This is a genomic window from Spirillospora sp. NPDC000708 (assembly GCF_040299565.1).
Classification (GTDB): Bacteria; Actinomycetota; Actinomycetes; order Streptosporangiales; family Streptosporangiaceae; genus Spirillospora.
Genome location: NZ_JBEPCJ010000088.1, coordinates 1 through 15480, shown reverse-complemented (window position 1 = coordinate 15480; position 15480 = coordinate 1). Strand labels below are relative to the sequence as shown.

Here is a 15480-nt window from a genome sequence, read left to right as displayed (position 1 = left end):
CGCCGCTTACCACAACCAAAACCGATTCGCCCACCACGACGCCCGTCCACCACACTGACACCACGTGGGACACCTGCACATATTCGACATGGACGGCACCCTCCTCACCGGAACCACCGCCAACCTCCAACTCGCCCGCCACCTCGGCACCCTCACCGAACTCCACGCCCTCGAGGCCCGGTTCGCCGCCGGCACCCTCGACACCCGCGGCTTCTCCAGCGAGATCCACCGCCTCTGGCACCACCTCACCCCCGACCACGTCGCCGCCGCCTACACCGCCGGCCCCTGGCTCACCGGCATCCCCGACGTCTGCGCCGACATCCGCGCACGCGGCGAACACTCCGCCGTCATCACCATGTCGCCCGACTTCTTCGCCCGCCACCTCCTCGACCTCGGCTTCGACCACGTCATCGCCTCCCGCTTCCCCCCGCTCCCGTTCACCGCCGCACCCCTCGACACCAGCGGCATCCTCACCCCCGACGACAAGGTCCGCATCACCGAAGAACTCCGCACCCGCCACGGCCTCACCACCGACCAATGCCTCGCCTACGGCGACTCCATGTCCGACGCGCCCCTCTTCCGCCACCTCAAGAACACCATCGCCATCAACGCCGACCACCACCTTGCCGGCATCGCCGCCCTCGACTACCGCGGCACCGACCTCACCGCCGCCTACACCCTCGCCCGCACCCTCCTCTGACCACCGACCGGGGGAGGGAGACGCCGGGGGAGAGGCCCGAGGGACAGGACCGGGGGACAGTCCGCCCCGCGCCTCACCCCCGCTCCACCGGCCCCAGCAACGGATGCACCCGCATCGCCGCCTCCAACTCACCCGGCAGCTCGTCCCGATACCGCCCCAGCGTCGACAGATCCGAATGCCCCAGCACCCGCCGCACCGCATCCATGTCCGTCGCCGCCGCCAGCAGATGCGTCGCCGTCGTATGCCGCAGCCCATGCGGTGTCACACTCCGCCGCCGCCCCGGCTCCACCCCCTCCAGCACCCGATCGATCACCGCCTGCACATCACCCCGCGCCAACCGCCGCCCCCGCCACGACAGCAACAACGCCCGCGACTCCACCCCGCGATCCAGCAGCACCCGCCCCTCCGCCAGATACGCGTCCAGCACCTCCACCACCGGACGCGGCAGCGGCACATCCCGCGTCCGCCCGCCCTTCCCGAAGATCCGCCAATACCGCATCCCCCCGTTGACGAAGAAGTCCTCCGCGTTCGCCCGCGTCAACTCCGACACCCGCGGCCCCACCGCCGCCAGCAACAGCACGATCAACCCGTCCCGCAACTCCGTCCGCTGATCCACCCGCCGCCGCGGCGCCGGACCCGCCTCCGCCAACTCCCGCGCGGCCCCCAGCAACCCCTCCGCCTGCTCCACCGTCAACGCCCGCCGCTCCGCCCGCAACCCGCCCCGATGCTTCGGCCGCACCGTCACCGCCACCATCGGATCCAACTGCACCCACCCCGCCACCACCGCGTACTTGAAGAACGCCGACACCGACCTGCGGAACCGCGCCTGGGACGACGCGCTCTGCAACGCACCACCACCGTCCGCCCCCGGCACCCGCCCCCCGCGCCGACGCCCGTCCGGCTTGCGCGCGAACCCCAGCAGCACCTCATCGACGTCCGCCCCCGTCAGATCGTCCAGCACCCGATCCGCACCCGCCAGCTCCGCGAACGTCACCACGTCCCGCGCATACACCTCCGCCGACGCCGGCGCCAACGCCCCCGTCGAACACTTCGCCCGGACCATCTCCGCATAACGGTCCACAGCCTCGGCAACGGTCACACGCTGAAGATCGGCAGGACGCACCCGCCGGACGCTACAACCCGCCACCGACAAAACCGCCCCCGGACGGGTACGACCACCGCACCCGACACCCTGGGGGAGAGGAGCCGCCCGTGCGGATCGGCACATCCGGATGGCAGTACACCGACTGGCGCGACGTCCTCTACCCGTCCGGCGTCCCGCAACGCGCCTGGCTGCAGCGCTACAGCGAGGTCTTCACCACCGTCGAGAACAACAACGCCTTCTACCGGCTCCCCAAACGCGCCACCTTCGAAGCCTGGCGCGACAACACCCCGCCCGGCTTCGTCATGGCCGTCAAAGCCAGCCGCTACCTCACCCACATGAAACGCCTCAACGACCCCGCCGAGCCCGTCGCCCGCCTCATGGCCGCCGCCGGCGGCCTCGACGACAGACTCGGCCCCGTCCTGCTCCAACTCCCGCCCACCCTCCAGACCGAACCCGACCGCCTCGACGCCTGCCTGCGCCGGTTCCCGGCCGGCGTCCGCGTCGCCGTCGAACCACGCCACCCCACCTGGTGGACCGACGACGTCCGCCGCGTCCTGGAGCACCACGGCGCCGCCCTGTGCTGGGCCGACCGCCTCGGCCGCCCCCTCACACCCCTCTGGCGGACCGCCGACTGGCTCTACCTGCGCTTCCACGAAGGCCCCGCCGACCCCTGGCCCCACTACGACGACGACACGCTCCGAGCCTGGGCCGACCGCCTGGACGACGCCGACGACGCCTACGTCTACTTCAACAACGACCCCGGGGGAGCGGCCGTCCGCAACGCCCTGCGCTTCATCGACCTCACCGCCACATGACCCGGCGCGCCCCGGTCACGAACGCGGCGCGTACATGATCAACGCGACCCCGGCCAGGCAGACCAGCGCGCCGGCGAGGTCCCACCGGTCAGGCCGGAACCCATCGACGACCACGCCCCACGCCAGCGACCCCGCGACGAACACACCGCCGTACGCGGCCAGGATCCGGCCGAAGTCGGGGGAGGGCTGCAACGTCGCCACGAACCCGTACGCCCCGAGAGCGGCCACCCCCGCCACGATCCACCACGGCCCCCGGTGCTCCCGCCAGCCCTGCCACACCAGCCACGCGCCGCCGATCTCCGCGAGCGCGGCCAGCAGGAACAGGGCGATCGAGCGCAGCACGGTCATGCCGATCACCCTAGAGAGCCCGCCGCCGCGAGCCGCACATGCCCTGTCTCAATGAACCTGCGAAGTGGCCACCGCTCTGTGCAGTCACCTTTGGGCGGGGTGGTGACCATGAAGCCGGACGGTCGTCGGACGATGTGTCGGCTGTGTCAATCCGTAGTGCTGGCGTGCACGGCGATGATTCGCCAGCCGTGCCTCTCGTCGTATATCCAAGTGCGGGTGTATCGCATCCTGGCCGCGAACGGCGTCCCGGAGACGGTCCCCTCGACGGTGCCGAGAAACCAGGTCACCCCGGTGTGCCCGTCAGCGAGTACGGTCAGCTCTTCCTCGGCCACCTTCGTCAGCACCTGCGTCCGAGTGCGATGCAGCTCCAGATCGTCCGCCTTGGTCTGAACGTTGGCACCGAAGGTGAAGATCAGCCGATCATCCAGCAGCCGATCAAGCGCCTTGACATCTCCAGCCAGCTGCGCGGCTTGGAGTCGGTGCTCCGCCTCCCGCAAGTCCTCCTGCAAGTCCTCCATGAGGCCCACCCTCCCAGGGGGCGTCCTATCCACGCCAGGACGTTCACGTTCGGCTGATCTTCGCAGGAAGCAGGTTCAGTGAGACGGTCGACCGGCTCGCGGCGGCTTGACTGAGAACCGAGCAGGTTCACTGAGACGGGACAGCACACCGCCCAAGCAAAAGGACGAATCTAAACAAACTGCTCATACCGGACAGAAGCTGGATTCTGTTTGGTATGAGGTCAAAAAGACCACACACATCGCAAGTGACACCGCGCGACGACCGCACCCCCGACCAGAGCACCGCGAGCACCCTTGATCATCCGCGACATCCGCCCGGAGCGAGCGCCGATCCGGGCCGGGGAGCGGACCCACCTCGCGAGCCCAGGGCGGGAAAGAGAGGATGTCCTGCCATGTCCGCATCAGATCGCCCGCCGCGGCTCGTCCCGCCGACGGCGGCGGTGCGCGACTCGTTCCTCGCCGGCGAACGCGCCGACTGCCTCGCCGAAGGCGCCACCGACGACTGGACGCGCACGCTCGACGACGCGGCCGCCGACTTCGAGGCGTTCGCCGCGCGGGTCCGCGCCGTCAGGCACCGCTGGGGCGTGCCGTACAGCACGTTCTGGTACGTGTCCGGCGAGCACTACATCGGCACCTTGATCATCCGGCACCGGCTGACGCCGCAGCTCGCCGACGTCGGCGGACACGTCGGCTACCACGTGGTCACGCCCTGGCGCCGCCAGGGCCACGCCACCGCGATGCTCGCCGCCGGCCTGACCGAATGCCGGAGCCTTGGCCTGGATCGCGTTCTTCTCACATGCGCCGCCGGCAACGAGCCGTCGCGGCGCGTCATCCTCGCCAACGGCGGCGTGCCGGACGGCCGCCGCCGGGGCGAGGACCGTTTCTGGATCGCCGTCACGCACTGACCGCCGCACACACGGCGTTCCGGCACCGCACGCCCCTTTCATCCCAGCTCGCGCAGATGGTCGATAATGAGCATTATGTTAAGTAGACGTCATCGGCCCCCTCCTCACCCGCCCGAAAATAGACTTCGCACAGTCGCCTTGGGCCGGCCTCGACTTCGTCGGCTGGCGTGATCCGAAGGCTCCCGACCGCGCCTAGCTGATCGCCGAGAAGGACGACCGGCTCACCGGGATCGCGCTGCGCCTCGCGTCCCCGCCCGGCAAGGCACGCGGGTTCAACTCGACCAGCCTGTGCTCGTTCTGCCATACCGCGCACACCGGCGGCGGGGTCGCGTTGATGAGCGCGCGGCGCAGCGGCGATGCCGGCAAGCAGGGCAACACCGTCGGTCGGTACCTGTGCGCCGACCTGTCCTGCTCCCTTTACGTGCGGGGCATGAAGCAGACCCTGATGGGTGACGGCCACGACGACGGCGTCCCCCTTGAGGAGAAGGTCGCACGCACCAAGACGAATCTGGACGCCTTCATCACCTCGATCACCACCTGACCGCTGGTCACCCGCCCCTATCCCCCAGGGCTGTTCGGCGGAACCGCAGGCATGGGCTCTTCCCCGGCTCAGGTGTTGAAGGTGACGTTCCGGGTTTCGGTGACCGTGGCTGTGCGGCCTGGTGCGGCGTGGAGGGACCGCCAATAGAGGTTGGTGTGGGCGATGACCTGCTCGGGCGGCGGCGCGCCCCATGTGCTCTTATCCGGCGTGGTGTGGGCGTCTTCGACGAGGGTCACGTCGTAGCCGCGGGTGAAGGCGCTGTGGATGGTGGAGCGGATGCAGACGTCGGTCTCCGCGCCGGCGACGACCAGGTGGCCGATGCGGGCGTCGGTGAGGGTGCGGTCGAGGTCGGTGTCCTCGAAGGCGTCGCCGTAGGACTTGGCGACGAGCGGTTCGTCCTCTCGGCGTTCCAGTTCCGGGACGTAGTGCCAGGCGTCGCTTCCCTTCTGCAGTTCGGCGTCGGAGTGCTGGACCCAGATGACGGGCGCGTTCTGGGTGCGGGCCTTGGCCGCGAGTGCGGCGATGTTGGCGATGACGGTGTCGCGCTTGTGGGCGTCGGCCATGACGCCGTTCTGGACGTCGATGACGAGCAGGGCGGTGTTGGGGCGGTCGGGCAGTGTGGTCATGGCGGCGCTCCCCTGGTTCGGGTGGTTCGGCGGGCAGGGTATTGGACGGCGCCGACAGTCTCGCGATGCCGATGCTCCTCCCCCGGCCCCGGGGCGGTGGGGCGGCTTCTCCGCTGGGAGTAGGCGCGGCGGCGTCGTACATCTCGGGGCGTAGTGGGCGGGGGGTCGGTACGCGAAACGCGCAGTGCGGTTCGGGGCTTGCGCAGGATTCGCGGAGGGGGTGCGGGGCCGGAGGATCGTGTCGTGGTTTCCGGCGATCGTTCGTGGGGGTTGTGCTGATGGACCCGTTGGTGCTGGCGCGGGTGCAGTTCGCGTTGACGGCAGGTTCGCATTTCGTGTTCGTGGCGTTGACGTTGGGGCTGGCGACGCTGGTGGCGGTGATGCAGACGCGGGCGACGTTGTCGGGCCGTGCGGTGCATGAGCGGATGACGCGGTTCTGGGGCCAGCTGTACGTGGTGAACTACGCGGTGGGGATCGTCACGGGGCTGGTGATGGAGTTCCAGCTCGGGTTGAACTGGTCGGGGATGTCGCGGATGACGGGCGGGGTGTTCGGGGCGCCGCTCGCGCTGGAGACGATCGCCGCGTTCTTCGTGGAGTCGACGTTCCTGGGGTTGTGGATCTTCGGGTGGGATCGGCTGAACCGGTGGGTGCATTTGGGGTTGATCTGGGTGGTGACGCTGACGGCGTATCTGTCGGCGTACTTCGTGCTGGTGGCGAACGGGTGGATGCAGCGTCCGGTGGGTTACGAGATGCGGGACGGGGCGGCGCGGCTGACGGACGTGGGGGCGCTGCTGGGCAATCCGACGGCGGTGCTGGCGTTCGGGCATGTGCTGTTCGGGGGGCTGCTGACGGCGGGGTTCTTCATGGCGGGGGTGAGCGGTTACCACCTGCTGCGGCGGACGGCGGAGGTGGAGTTCTTCCGGCGGTCGATGCGGATGGGCCTGGTGACGGTGATGGCGTCGGTGATGCCCGTGGTGGTCGTCGGGGGGATGCAGTACCGGTACCTGCAGCCGACGAAGACCGGTGGGGACGACGCGGCCGCGGCGGTGGCGGACTTCACGGCGCGGTTCGGGCCGGGCGATTACATGGCGCCGGGGCAGGCGGGTGTCGGTGAGGCGGTGATGACCGGGTTGTGGTCGCTGATGCTGCTGCTGGCGGTCGTCGCGCTGGTGAAGGTGTGGTGGGGGCGGTGGCTGGTGCGGGGCCGGGTGTTCCACGTGGTGATGATCTGCGCGGTGCCGCTCCCCTATGCGGCGATGCTGGCGGGCTGGATGTTCCGTGAGGTGGGGCGGCAGCCGTGGATGGTGTACGGGGTGTTGAAGACGCGGGACGCGCTGTCGCCCGGGGTGGGGTCGGGGACGTTCGCGGTGTCGTTCGCGGGGTTCACGGTGCTGTTCGCGGTGCTGGTGGCGGTGAACGCGTGGTTGCTGGCGCGGTTCGCGCGGCGGGGGCCGGACGGGGGTGCGCTGGGGGCCGCTCCCCCGGTGGCGCCGTCGGCGCCGGCGGTGTCGGCGACGTTCTGATGCTCGGTTTCGTGACGGTGCGACGGGAGTGTGCGTGATGGAGTCGTTGGCGGTCGTGCTGCTGGCGGTGTTCGCCGGCGGGTATCTGGTGCTGGCGGGTGCGGACATCGGGGTGGGGATGCTGCTGCCGTGGCTGGGGCGGGATCAGCGGGAGCGGCGGGTGGTGATCGCGTCGTTCGCGCCGTTCTTCCTCGGGAACGAGGTGTGGCTGGTGGCGTCGGCGGGTCTGGTGGCGGGGGCGTTCCCGGGGTTGGAGCACCGGTTGCTGGCGGATCTGTATCCGGTGGCGGCGGTGCTGCTGGTCGGGTGGGTCGTGCGGGACATGGGGCTGTGGCTTCGCGGGCGGGTGGACGCGGCGGGGTGGCGGACGGTGTGCGATGGGGCGGTGGTCGCGGGGAGCTGGGCGCTGGGGTTGGCGTGGGCGTCGCTGCTGGGGTCGGTGCTGGGCGGCGGGGGTGTGAACGCGGGGAGCGTGCTGGCGTTGCCGTTGGCGGTGGTGTTCGCGTGGCATGGTGCGGGGTTCGCGCGGCTGCGGCTGTCGGGTGAGCTGGCGGTGCGGGCGGCGCGGGGTCGTGGCCGGTATGCGGTGTCGGCGGTGGTGCTGGTCGTGGCGTCGGTGGTGGCGGGGGCGCGGTTGCCGTGGTCGGAGGTGGTCGCGGAGGGCGGCGGGTTGTCGTTGACGGCGGTGTCGGCGGTGGTGCTGCTGCCGTTGCTGGCGGCGTCGCAGGCGCTGGTGTGGCGGACGTTCTGGGGGCGTGTGGATTCGCCCTCGTACCTGTGAGCCGGGGGTCGGTGTGAAGGGTGTGGAGCGGCGGCTGCTGGGGCTTCTCCCCCGGCGGGTGCTGGTGGGGTTGGGTGTGCTGGCGGCGGGTCAGGGTGTGCTGCTGGTGGTGGCGGCGGGTCTGCTGGCGCGGGCGGTGGCGGGCCTGGACGCGGGGTCGCTGCCGTGGGTGGTGGCGGCGGTGGCGGGCCGGGCGGTGCTGGCGTGGGTGTCGTCGCTGGTGGCGGGGCGTGCGGCGGCCGGGGTGAAGCGGGGTTTGCGGGCGGGGTTGCTGGCGGGCGGGGCGGTGGACGCGGGGGCGCGGGTGACATTGCTGACGCGGGGGCTGGACGCGGTGGACCCGTTCTTCACCGGGTACGTGCCGCAGTTGCTGGCGGCGTGCGTGGTGCCGCCGCTGGTGGTGGCGCGGTTGTGGGCGGCGGACTGGGCGTCGGCGGTGGTGGTGCTGGTGACGTTGCCGCTGGTGCCGGTGTTCGGTGCTCTGGTGGGGTTGCGGACGGCGGCGTTGACGGGGCGGCAGTGGGGGGCGCTGCATCGGCTCGGGGGGCATTTCCGGGACGTGGTGGCGGGGTTGTCGACGTTGCGGGCGTTCGGGCGGACGGGGCATCAGTCGGGGGTGGTGCGGGCGCTGGCGGAGGAGCATCGGCGGGCGACGACGGGGGCGTTGCGGGTGGCGTTCCTGTCGTCGCTGGTGCTGGAGCTGGTGTGCGCGTTGTCGGTGGCGCTGGTGGCGGTGCCGGTGGGGTTGCGGTTGCTGGACGGCGGGATGGTGCTGTCGACGGGGCTGCTGGTGCTGGTGCTGACGCCGGAGGCGTATCTGCCGTTGCGGGCGTTGGGTGCGCGGTTCCATGCCAGTGCGGAGGGAGTGGCGGCGGCCGAGGAGGCGTTCGCGGTGCTGGACGCGCCGGCGGCGCCGTCGGCGGGTCGGGCGGTGGTGGCGGCGGTGGTGCCGGAGATCGTGCTGGATCGGGTGACGGTCCGGTATCCGGGGGCGGAGCGGGCGGCGTTGGAGGAGGTGTCGTTGCGGATGGGTGCGGGTGAGCGGGTCGCGGTGACGGGGCCGTCGGGCGCGGGGAAGTCGACGTTGCTGCTGGTGGTGGCGGGTTTGGTGGCTCCGGTGTCGGGGCGGGTGCTGGTGGACGGGGTGGATCTGGCGGAGCTGGATCCGGTGGCGTGGCGGCGGCGTCTGGGGTGGGTGCCGCAGCGTCCGCATCTGTTCGCGGCGTCGGTGGCCGACAACATCCGGCTCGGTGATCCGGAGGCGGGGATGGAGCGGGTGGTGGAGGCGGCGCGGGCGGCGGTCGCGGACGGGTTCGTCGGGGAGATGCCGCAGGGGTATGCGACGGTGCTGGGCGAGGGCGGTGCGGGGGTGTCGGCGGGGCAGCGTCAGCGGCTGGCGGTGGCGCGGGCGTATCTGGCGGGTGGTCCGGTGATGCTGCTGGACGAGCCGACGGCGCGGTTGGACGTGGCCAGTGAGCGGGCGCTGGTGGAGGGTGCGGCGCGGTTGCTGGAGGGGCGGTCGGCGTTGGTGGTGGCGCATCGTCCGGCGCTGCTGTCGCTGGTGGATCGGGTGGTGCGGCTGCAGGACGGCCGCTTGTCGGAGCCTGCGTCGGAGCCTGCGTCGGAGCCTGGGGCGGAGTGCGTGCGGGCCGGTGCGGCTGAGGGAGGCAGGGCGGCATGAGGGGGCTGTGGGGTGCGGTGCGGCCGCATGCGGTGCGGCTGGTGGCGGCGGCGCTGGCGGGCGTGGCGGCGGAGGTGTGCGGGCTGGCGCTGGTCGCGACGGCGGCGTGGCTGATCGCGCGGGCGTCGCAGCGTCCGGAGCTGGCGGTGCTGTCGGTGGCGATCGTGGCGGTGCGGGGGTTCGCGCTGGCGAAGGGGTCGCTGCGGTACGTCGAGCGGCTGGCGGGTCATGACGCGACGTTGCGGGCGCTGGCGGAGCTGCGGGGGCGGGTGTTCGACGCGTTGGCGGCGTGGCGGCGGTCGGATGCGGGGGTGCGGGACGGCGGTGCGCTGACGCGGATGGTGTCGGACGTGGAGGCGGTGCAGGACCTGCTGCTGCGGTGTGTGCTGCCGGGGGTCGCGGCGGTGGTGTGCGGGGTCGTGGGCGTGGTGGTGTGCGGGTGGGTGGCGCCGGCGGCGGCCGTGGTGCTGGCGGTGGGGGTGCTGGTGGCGGGTCCGGTCCTGGCGTCGGTGGCGGCGTGGGCGGCCGGGCGGGCGGGGGCGCGGGTCGCGGCGGGGCGTGAGGAGCTGGCGGTGCGGGCGCTGGACGTCCTGGAGGGTGCGGCGGACCTTGCGGTGTTCGGTGCGGACGTGCGGTTCGCGGCGGCGGCCGGGGACGCGGCGGCGGGGCTGCAGCGGGCCGAGCGTGCGGCGGCGCGGGTGTCGGCGCTGGTGGCCGGGGCGGGTGTGGCGGTGCAGGGGTGCGTGGTGGCGGCGGTCGCGTGGGCGGCGCTCGGGAGCGGCGCGGACCAGGTGGGGGCGGCGGTGGCGGGGTTGTCGGCGCTGGTGGCGGTGGAGGCGGTGCTGCCGCTGGCGGGGGCGGCGCAGCGGTGGCGGGAGGTGTCGCCGGCGGTGCGGCGGGTGGAGGCGGTGCTGGCCGCCGCTCCCCCGGCGCCGCGTCCGTCGCGTCCGGTGGCGGTGCCGCAGGGGCCGCTGGCGGTGGAGCTGCTGGGTGTGCGGGTGTCGTACGCGGACGGTGCGGGCGCGGCGGGCGGTGGGGCGCGTCGGGTGCGGGCGGCGCTGGACGGGGTGGATCTGCGGGTGGAGCGGGGCCGGCGGGTGGCGGTGGTGGGCGCGAGCGGTGCGGGCAAGAGCACGCTGCTGGCGGCGGTGTCGGGTGAGGTGGTTCCGCAGGCGGGCGCGGTGCTGCTCGGCGGGCTGGACGCGGCCCGGTACGGCGCGGGCGGTGTCGGGGGCACTGGGGGCGCGGTGCGGGGGTTGATGCAGGACGCGCACGTGTTCGCGGGGTCGGTGCGGGCGAACCTGCTGCTTGCGCGTCCGGACGCGACGGACGGTGAGCTGGAGGCGGCGGCGCGGCGGGCGCGGTTCCTGGAGGTGGTGCGGGCGCTGCCGGACGGGTGGGACACGCCGGTCGGGACGGGCGGGCACGGGTTGTCGGGCGGGCAGCGGCAGCGGTTGCTGCTGGCGCGGGCGCTGCTGGCCGATCCGCCGGTGCTGGTGCTGGACGAGCCGACGGAGGCGCTGGATCCGGTGATGGCCGACGCGGTCGTCCGGGATCTGCTGTCGGCGCCGGGCGGTGGGACGCTGCTGCTGGTCACGCACCGGTTGGCGGCGCTGGACGCGGCGGACGAGGTGGTGGTGATGGATCGCGGCCGGGTGGTGCAGCGGGGTCGTCACGACGAGCTGGTGGCGGTGGCGGGCCCGTACCGGGATCTGTGGGACGCCGAGCTACTGGCCGCCTGACCCCGGCCTCTCCCCGCTCCGCCCGGCACGGCTCGACGCGGGCCGGGCGGGCGGGCAGGGGGGTCAGGTGAGGTCGCGCAGGGCGGCGGCGATCGCGGTGACGCCGTCGTCGATGGCCGAGGGGGCGGTGGCGGCGTAGCCGAGGACGAGGCCGGGCGGGGCGGGCCGCTGGGCGTGCCAGGACAGCGGCTGGGTCTTGACGCCGCGGCCGAGGGCGGCGGCGGCCAGGTCGGTGTCGGCCACATCGGCGTCCCCGAGGCCGGGGAAGGTGACCAGCAGGTGCAGGCCGGCGGCGGCGCCGTGCACGACGGCGCCGGGCAGCCGCGCGCGGATCGCGTCGATCATCGCGTCGCGGCGGGCGCGGTGGCGGCGGCGCAGCGTCCGCAGCTGCCGTTCCATCTCCCCCGACTCCATCAGGTCGGCCAGGACGAGCTGGGGCAGCGCGGCGTTGCCGAGGTCGGCGAAGCGCTTGGCGTCCACGAGCGCGTCGCGGTGGCGGGGCGGGGCGAGGACCCAGCCGGTGCGCAGCGCGGGCGCGAGCAGCTTGGAGACGCTGCCGGCGTAGAAGACGCGGTCGGTCAGCAGGGCGCGCAGCGCGGGGGCGGGGGGCCGGTCGTAGCGGTGCTCGGCGTCGTAGTCGTCCTCGATGATCAGGCCGCCGGCGGTGGCCCAGTCCCTCAGCTCGCGGCGCCGGGTGCCGGACAGGACGGTGCCGGTCGGGAACTGGTGGGCGGGGGTGAGCAGGACGGCGGGGGCGCCGGTGCCGCGCAGGGCGTCGACGCGGACGCCGTGGTCGTCGACGGGGACGGGCGGGGTGCGCATGCCCCAGTGGTCCAGGTGCTGGCGGGTGCCCAGGGAGCCGGGGTCCTCGACGGCGACGGTGTCGATGCCGGTGTCGCGCAGCACCTGGGAGAGCAGGCCGAGGGCCTGGGCGGTGCCGGCGAGGATGACGATGTCGGCGGGGTCGGCGCGGATGCCGCGGTTGCGGGCCAGCCAGCCGGCGACGGCGGTGCGCAGCGCGGGCGTGCCGCGCGGGTCGCCGTAGCCGAAGGACGGTGCCGCCAGTGCGGACAGGACGCGGCGTTCGGCGCGCAGCCATGCGGCGCGCGGGAAGGCGGCCAGGTCGGGGACGCCGGGTGACAGGTCGATGCGTGCGGGTGCGGCGCGCAGGACGTCGAACGCTTCGGCGCCGGGTCGGTCGGGGAACACCGGGCGCGGCGGTTCCGCCGCGCCGGGGCGGCCGGGTGCGCGGGCGGGGGGTGGCGGCGGGGCGGTGAGGGGCGCGGCGACGACGATGGTGCCGGCGCGGCCGCGTCCGGCGACGTGGCCGTCGTCGGTGAGCCGCTGGTAGGCGTCGGTGACCACGCCGCGCGAGACGCGCAGGTCGGCGGCCAGGACGCGGGTGGCGGGCAGGCGGCTGCCGACGGGCAGGCGGCCGTCGGCGATCGCCTCGCGCAGCCGCCGGGCGAGCCAGGCGGCCATGCCGCCCGGCGGTGCCTCGGCGGTGTCGAGCTGCAGGAAGTCCGCTCCGATGCCGGCGCGGGTGCCCGGCCCGGTCCCGGATCCGCCGCCCGGAGCCGGGGCGTCGCCGCCACCGGTTATGGCCTGGTCGGACGCGCCGTCTTTGGACCTGTGCATCGGGCCATTGTGGCGGGACGGTGGGCATATGGAAACAGTGACCGCTCCCGGGCACCCCTCCGGCCAGGCGCCCGGCCAGACATCAGGCGAAGCATCCGGTGAGGCGTCCGGTGAGGCGTCCGGCACCGTCCGGGGCTATGTGCACGGCTATTCGGAGCACGAGACGCGGCGGCTCGGCGACCAGGCCGACACGCTCGCCGCGCTGCTGCACGGCGCCGCCGACGGGCAGGCCGGGACCGCCTACCCGCCCGGGTCCCGCGTCCTGGAGGTCGGCTGCGGCGTCGGCGCCCAGACCGTCCACCTGCTGGCGTCCTCCCCCGGCGCGGACCTCACCGCCGTCGACGTGTCCGCCGCGTCCCTGGCGGTGGCGCGCGACCGCGTCGCCGCCCGGTTCCCGGCCGCGCGGGTGCGGTGGCTGCGGGCCGACCTGCACGACCTGCCGTTCCCCGGCGGCGCGTTCGACCACCTGTTCGTCTGCTTCGTGCTGGAGCACCTGCCCGACCCGGCCGCCGCGCTCGCCGGGCTGCGGCGGGTCCTGCGGCCCGGCGGCACCCTCACCGTCATCGAGGGCGACCACGGGTCGGCGTTCTTCCACCCCGACAGCGCCGCCGCGCGCGCCGCGATCGGCCACCAGGTCCGGCTGCAGGCCGCCGCGGGCGGCGACGCGCTCATCGGCCGCCGCCTGCACCCCCTGCTGACCGGGGCCGGATACCGGCAGGTCACGGTGCGGCCCCGCACCGTGTACGCCGACCGGAGCCGGCCGGCGCTGGTCGAGGGGTTCACCCGCGACACCTTCACCGCGATGGTCCGGGCCGTCCGCGACGACGCGGTCGCCGCGGGCCTCACCACACCGGAGGAGTTCGACCGCGGCATCGCCGACCTGCGCCGCACCGCCGCCGAGGGCGGCACGTTCCACTACACCTTCTTCAAGGGCACCGCCGTCAACCCCGCCGCCCCGCACGAGGCCATCCCGCACGAGCCGCCGGACGGCGCGCCGCCGCGCGGGCGCTGAGGACGATCGAGGCCGAGCATGCGTCGAGCCCCGCCTCGGCGGGGCTCGACGCACGACGGGGTCATTCGGGCAGCAGCGGCCCCAGCGGCCCGAGGTCGAGGTTCAGGTCGCCGTCCTCCAGGTCGAAGTGGTCCTTGAGCCGGGTCATCGCCTCGTCCAGGCGCATCAGCGCCAGCCCGAGCCGCTCGATCTGCTCGTCGGTGAGGTCGCCGCCCTCGGCGCGGCGCAGCGCCTGCCGCTCCATCAGCTGCCGGATCAGCTCCACCAGCGTCAGCACCAGCTTCACCAGGTCCCGCTCGACGGTCTCGGGGTCGGTGCGCAGCCGCTGCATCGTGCGCGACGACCGCTCCCGCAGGGCCTCGGCGTGCGCGGACGCGCGGGTCGCGCGGACCGGGGCGTCCGCGGCGGCGCCGCCGGTGCGGCCGGCGAGGATGTCGTCGGTGAGCGGGTCGCCCGCCGCGGGGTCGCGCACCGACACCTCGCCCGACACCGGCGCGCGCTCCCCGGCGCGGGACCGTCCGGTCCCGGGGCCGGTGCGGGGGTCGCGGGGCGTGGGGTTCACCGTTCCTCCTCGCGCAGCAGCTCGTCGCCGCGCAGCAGCTCGTCGCGGACCGAGGTGACCAGCGCGCGCAGCGACACCCGCACCAGGTCGACCTCCGCGATGGAGATGACCAGGTCGCCGGCGATCATCACGCCGCCGGCCAGCAGCCGGTCCAGCAGGTCGACCAGCGCGATCCGCTCCATCGGGACGTCGCGGCCGGTGTCCAGGACGGCCGTCACCGCACCGCCCCCTCGGCCGCCCGCCCGGCCCCTTCGGTCTCGGGTGCGGGGTCGGTGGTGTCGATGAAGGAGTAGGGCGGCCACGGCCCCGTCACCTCCACCTCGATGCCCGGCCACCGCTCCCCCGCCGCGCGCGCCGCCTGCGCGAACGCCTCGGCGTCGCCGTCCTCGAGCAGGTAGGCGGCGTTGAGGATCTGCACGCCGTCGCGGCCCGACAGCTTGGGGTCCTGCGGCGGGTGGTGGCGGGCGGCGACCGCGAGTTCGGCGAGGCCGTCGTGGATCGCCGCGGCCTGCTCGCTGACCTTGCGGCCAGCGTCGGCGCGTCGGCGCCGCTCGTCCTGGCGGCGCCGCAGATAGGCCGTCCCCGCCCCGCCCGCACCGGACCGCGGCTCGGGCGCGGCGGACGCGGCGGGCTCGGGAGCCTGCGCGGGTTCGAGGGCCTCGCGGTGCGCGTAGGCCTTGACGCCCCACTCGGCGCGGCCGGCGACCCGGTCCAGCGCCAGGGCGAACCGGTCGCCCTGCTCGTCGAGGACCTGCGCGACCCGCGCGTCGTCGCGGTAGATCGTGGCGATCCGCACCGGCGCGGTCGGCGCGGCGTGCGCCGCCCGGTCCACCACGTCGTGGTGGGCGCGGGCGGTCTCCTCCAGCCACGCCAGGTCCTCCAGGTTCTCGCGCAGCGCCGCCTCGCCGTACTGGTCCAGGCGGACGGTGCTGACCAGCGCGGTCAGCGTCCCCGCCGCGCCGGTGCGCACGACGGTGCGCACC

Annotated in this window: 16 protein-coding genes and 1 pseudogene; 9 read left to right on the top strand and 8 right to left on the bottom strand. The window is 73.9% G+C overall.

Annotated elements, in window-relative coordinates:
- The first annotated feature begins 64 nt into the window (after positions 1–64).
- Positions 65–700 (top strand): HAD family hydrolase, encoded by a 636-nt coding sequence (locus ABT299_RS41295; RefSeq protein ID WP_500254085.1) that lies wholly within the window; start codon positions 65–67, stop codon positions 698–700.
- Positions 701–773: 73 nt separating this feature from the next.
- Here ABT299_RS41295 and ABT299_RS41290 read toward each other — a convergent pair whose 3' ends face one another.
- Complete coding sequence (locus ABT299_RS41290) at positions 774–1799, bottom strand: tyrosine-type recombinase/integrase (RefSeq protein ID WP_500194334.1); 1026 nt, start codon at positions 1797–1799, stop codon at positions 774–776.
- A 113-nt stretch (positions 1800–1912) separates the two neighbouring features.
- Between ABT299_RS41290 and ABT299_RS41285 the strand changes: the two genes are divergently transcribed.
- Positions 1913–2620 carry a DUF72 domain-containing protein gene (locus ABT299_RS41285; RefSeq protein ID WP_387018842.1) on the top strand — a complete coding sequence of 236 codons (708 nt, stop codon included), beginning with the start codon at positions 1913–1915 and terminating at the stop codon, positions 2618–2620.
- A gap of 15 nt (positions 2621–2635) precedes the next feature.
- On the opposite strand, the gene ABT299_RS41280 is transcribed toward ABT299_RS41285, so the two are convergent.
- Together ABT299_RS41280 and ABT299_RS41275 are read right to left on the bottom strand one after the other, a co-directional pair.
- Positions 2636–2968: a YnfA family protein gene (locus tag ABT299_RS41280; protein ID WP_190856700.1), complete on the bottom strand. Its 333-nt coding sequence runs from the start codon at positions 2966–2968 to the stop codon at positions 2636–2638.
- A gap of 146 nt (positions 2969–3114) precedes the next feature.
- Positions 3115–3486 carry a nuclear transport factor 2 family protein gene (locus tag ABT299_RS41275; protein ID WP_500254084.1) on the bottom strand — a complete coding sequence of 124 codons (372 nt, stop codon included), beginning with the start codon at positions 3484–3486 and terminating at the stop codon, positions 3115–3117.
- 392 nt (positions 3487–3878) lie between these two features.
- Here ABT299_RS41275 and ABT299_RS41270 point away from each other — a divergent pair, with 392 nt between their 5' ends.
- Complete coding sequence (locus ABT299_RS41270) at positions 3879–4391, top strand: GNAT family N-acetyltransferase (protein ID WP_500254083.1); 513 nt, start codon at positions 3879–3881, stop codon at positions 4389–4391.
- A 91-nt stretch (positions 4392–4482) separates the two neighbouring features.
- A pseudogene (locus ABT299_RS41265) lies at positions 4483–4932 on the top strand (FBP domain-containing protein).
- A gap of 68 nt (positions 4933–5000) precedes the next feature.
- Here ABT299_RS41265 and ABT299_RS41260 read toward each other — a convergent pair.
- The gene (locus tag ABT299_RS41260) at positions 5001–5558 is read right to left on the bottom strand and encodes an isochorismatase family protein (protein WP_500254082.1); all 558 of its coding nucleotides are present in this window, start codon (positions 5556–5558) and stop codon (positions 5001–5003) included.
- A 278-nt stretch (positions 5559–5836) separates the two neighbouring features.
- On the opposite strand from ABT299_RS41260, the gene ABT299_RS41255 reads away from it, so the two are divergent.
- The 4 genes from ABT299_RS41255 to cydC are packed head-to-tail and all read left to right on the top strand — an operon-like array spanning position 5837 to position 11285.
- Positions 5837–7081, top strand: coding sequence for a cytochrome ubiquinol oxidase subunit I (locus ABT299_RS41255; RefSeq protein ID WP_500254081.1), 1245 nt, complete (start codon positions 5837–5839; stop codon positions 7079–7081).
- Positions 7082–7118: 37 nt separating this feature from the next.
- Positions 7119–7862, top strand: a complete 744-nt coding sequence (locus ABT299_RS41250; RefSeq protein ID WP_500254080.1) for a cytochrome d ubiquinol oxidase subunit II — start codon at positions 7119–7121, stop codon at positions 7860–7862.
- 13 nt (positions 7863–7875) lie between these two features.
- Positions 7876–9543, top strand: coding sequence for a thiol reductant ABC exporter subunit CydD (cydD, locus tag ABT299_RS41245; RefSeq protein ID WP_500254079.1), 1668 nt, complete (start codon positions 7876–7878; stop codon positions 9541–9543).
- Entirely contained in the window at positions 9540–11285 is a 1746-nt protein-coding gene (gene cydC / locus ABT299_RS41240) for a thiol reductant ABC exporter subunit CydC (RefSeq protein ID WP_500254078.1), read from the top strand. The genes cydD and cydC overlap by 4 nt, the downstream gene beginning before the upstream one ends.
- Positions 11286–11348: 63 nt before the next feature.
- Here cydC and pdxR read toward each other — a convergent pair whose 3' ends face one another.
- The gene (gene pdxR / locus ABT299_RS41235; RefSeq protein ID WP_500254077.1) at positions 11349–12923 is read right to left on the bottom strand and encodes a MocR-like pyridoxine biosynthesis transcription factor PdxR; all 1575 of its coding nucleotides are present in this window, start codon (positions 12921–12923) and stop codon (positions 11349–11351) included.
- A gap of 28 nt (positions 12924–12951) precedes the next feature.
- On the opposite strand from pdxR, the gene ABT299_RS41230 reads away from it, so the two are divergent.
- Positions 12952–13935, top strand: a complete 984-nt coding sequence (locus tag ABT299_RS41230) for a methyltransferase domain-containing protein (protein ID WP_500254076.1) — start codon at positions 12952–12954, stop codon at positions 13933–13935.
- Between the two features lie 61 nt (positions 13936–13996).
- Here the strand turns inward: ABT299_RS41230 and ABT299_RS41225 are convergent, their stop codons facing one another.
- From ABT299_RS41225 to ABT299_RS41215, 3 genes are all read right to left on the bottom strand, one after another.
- A complete protein-coding gene (locus ABT299_RS41225; RefSeq protein WP_347256692.1) occupies positions 13997–14497 on the bottom strand; it encodes a gas vesicle protein K in 501 nt (166 codons plus the stop codon).
- Entirely contained in the window at positions 14494–14715 is a 222-nt protein-coding gene (locus tag ABT299_RS41220; RefSeq protein WP_433252213.1) for a gas vesicle protein, read from the bottom strand. The genes ABT299_RS41225 and ABT299_RS41220 overlap by 4 nt, the downstream gene beginning before the upstream one ends.
- Positions 14712–15480 (bottom strand): GvpL/GvpF family gas vesicle protein (locus tag ABT299_RS41215; protein WP_500254075.1); only part of this gene is annotated, 769 nt, incomplete at its 5' end. The genes ABT299_RS41220 and ABT299_RS41215, both read right to left, overlap by 4 nt.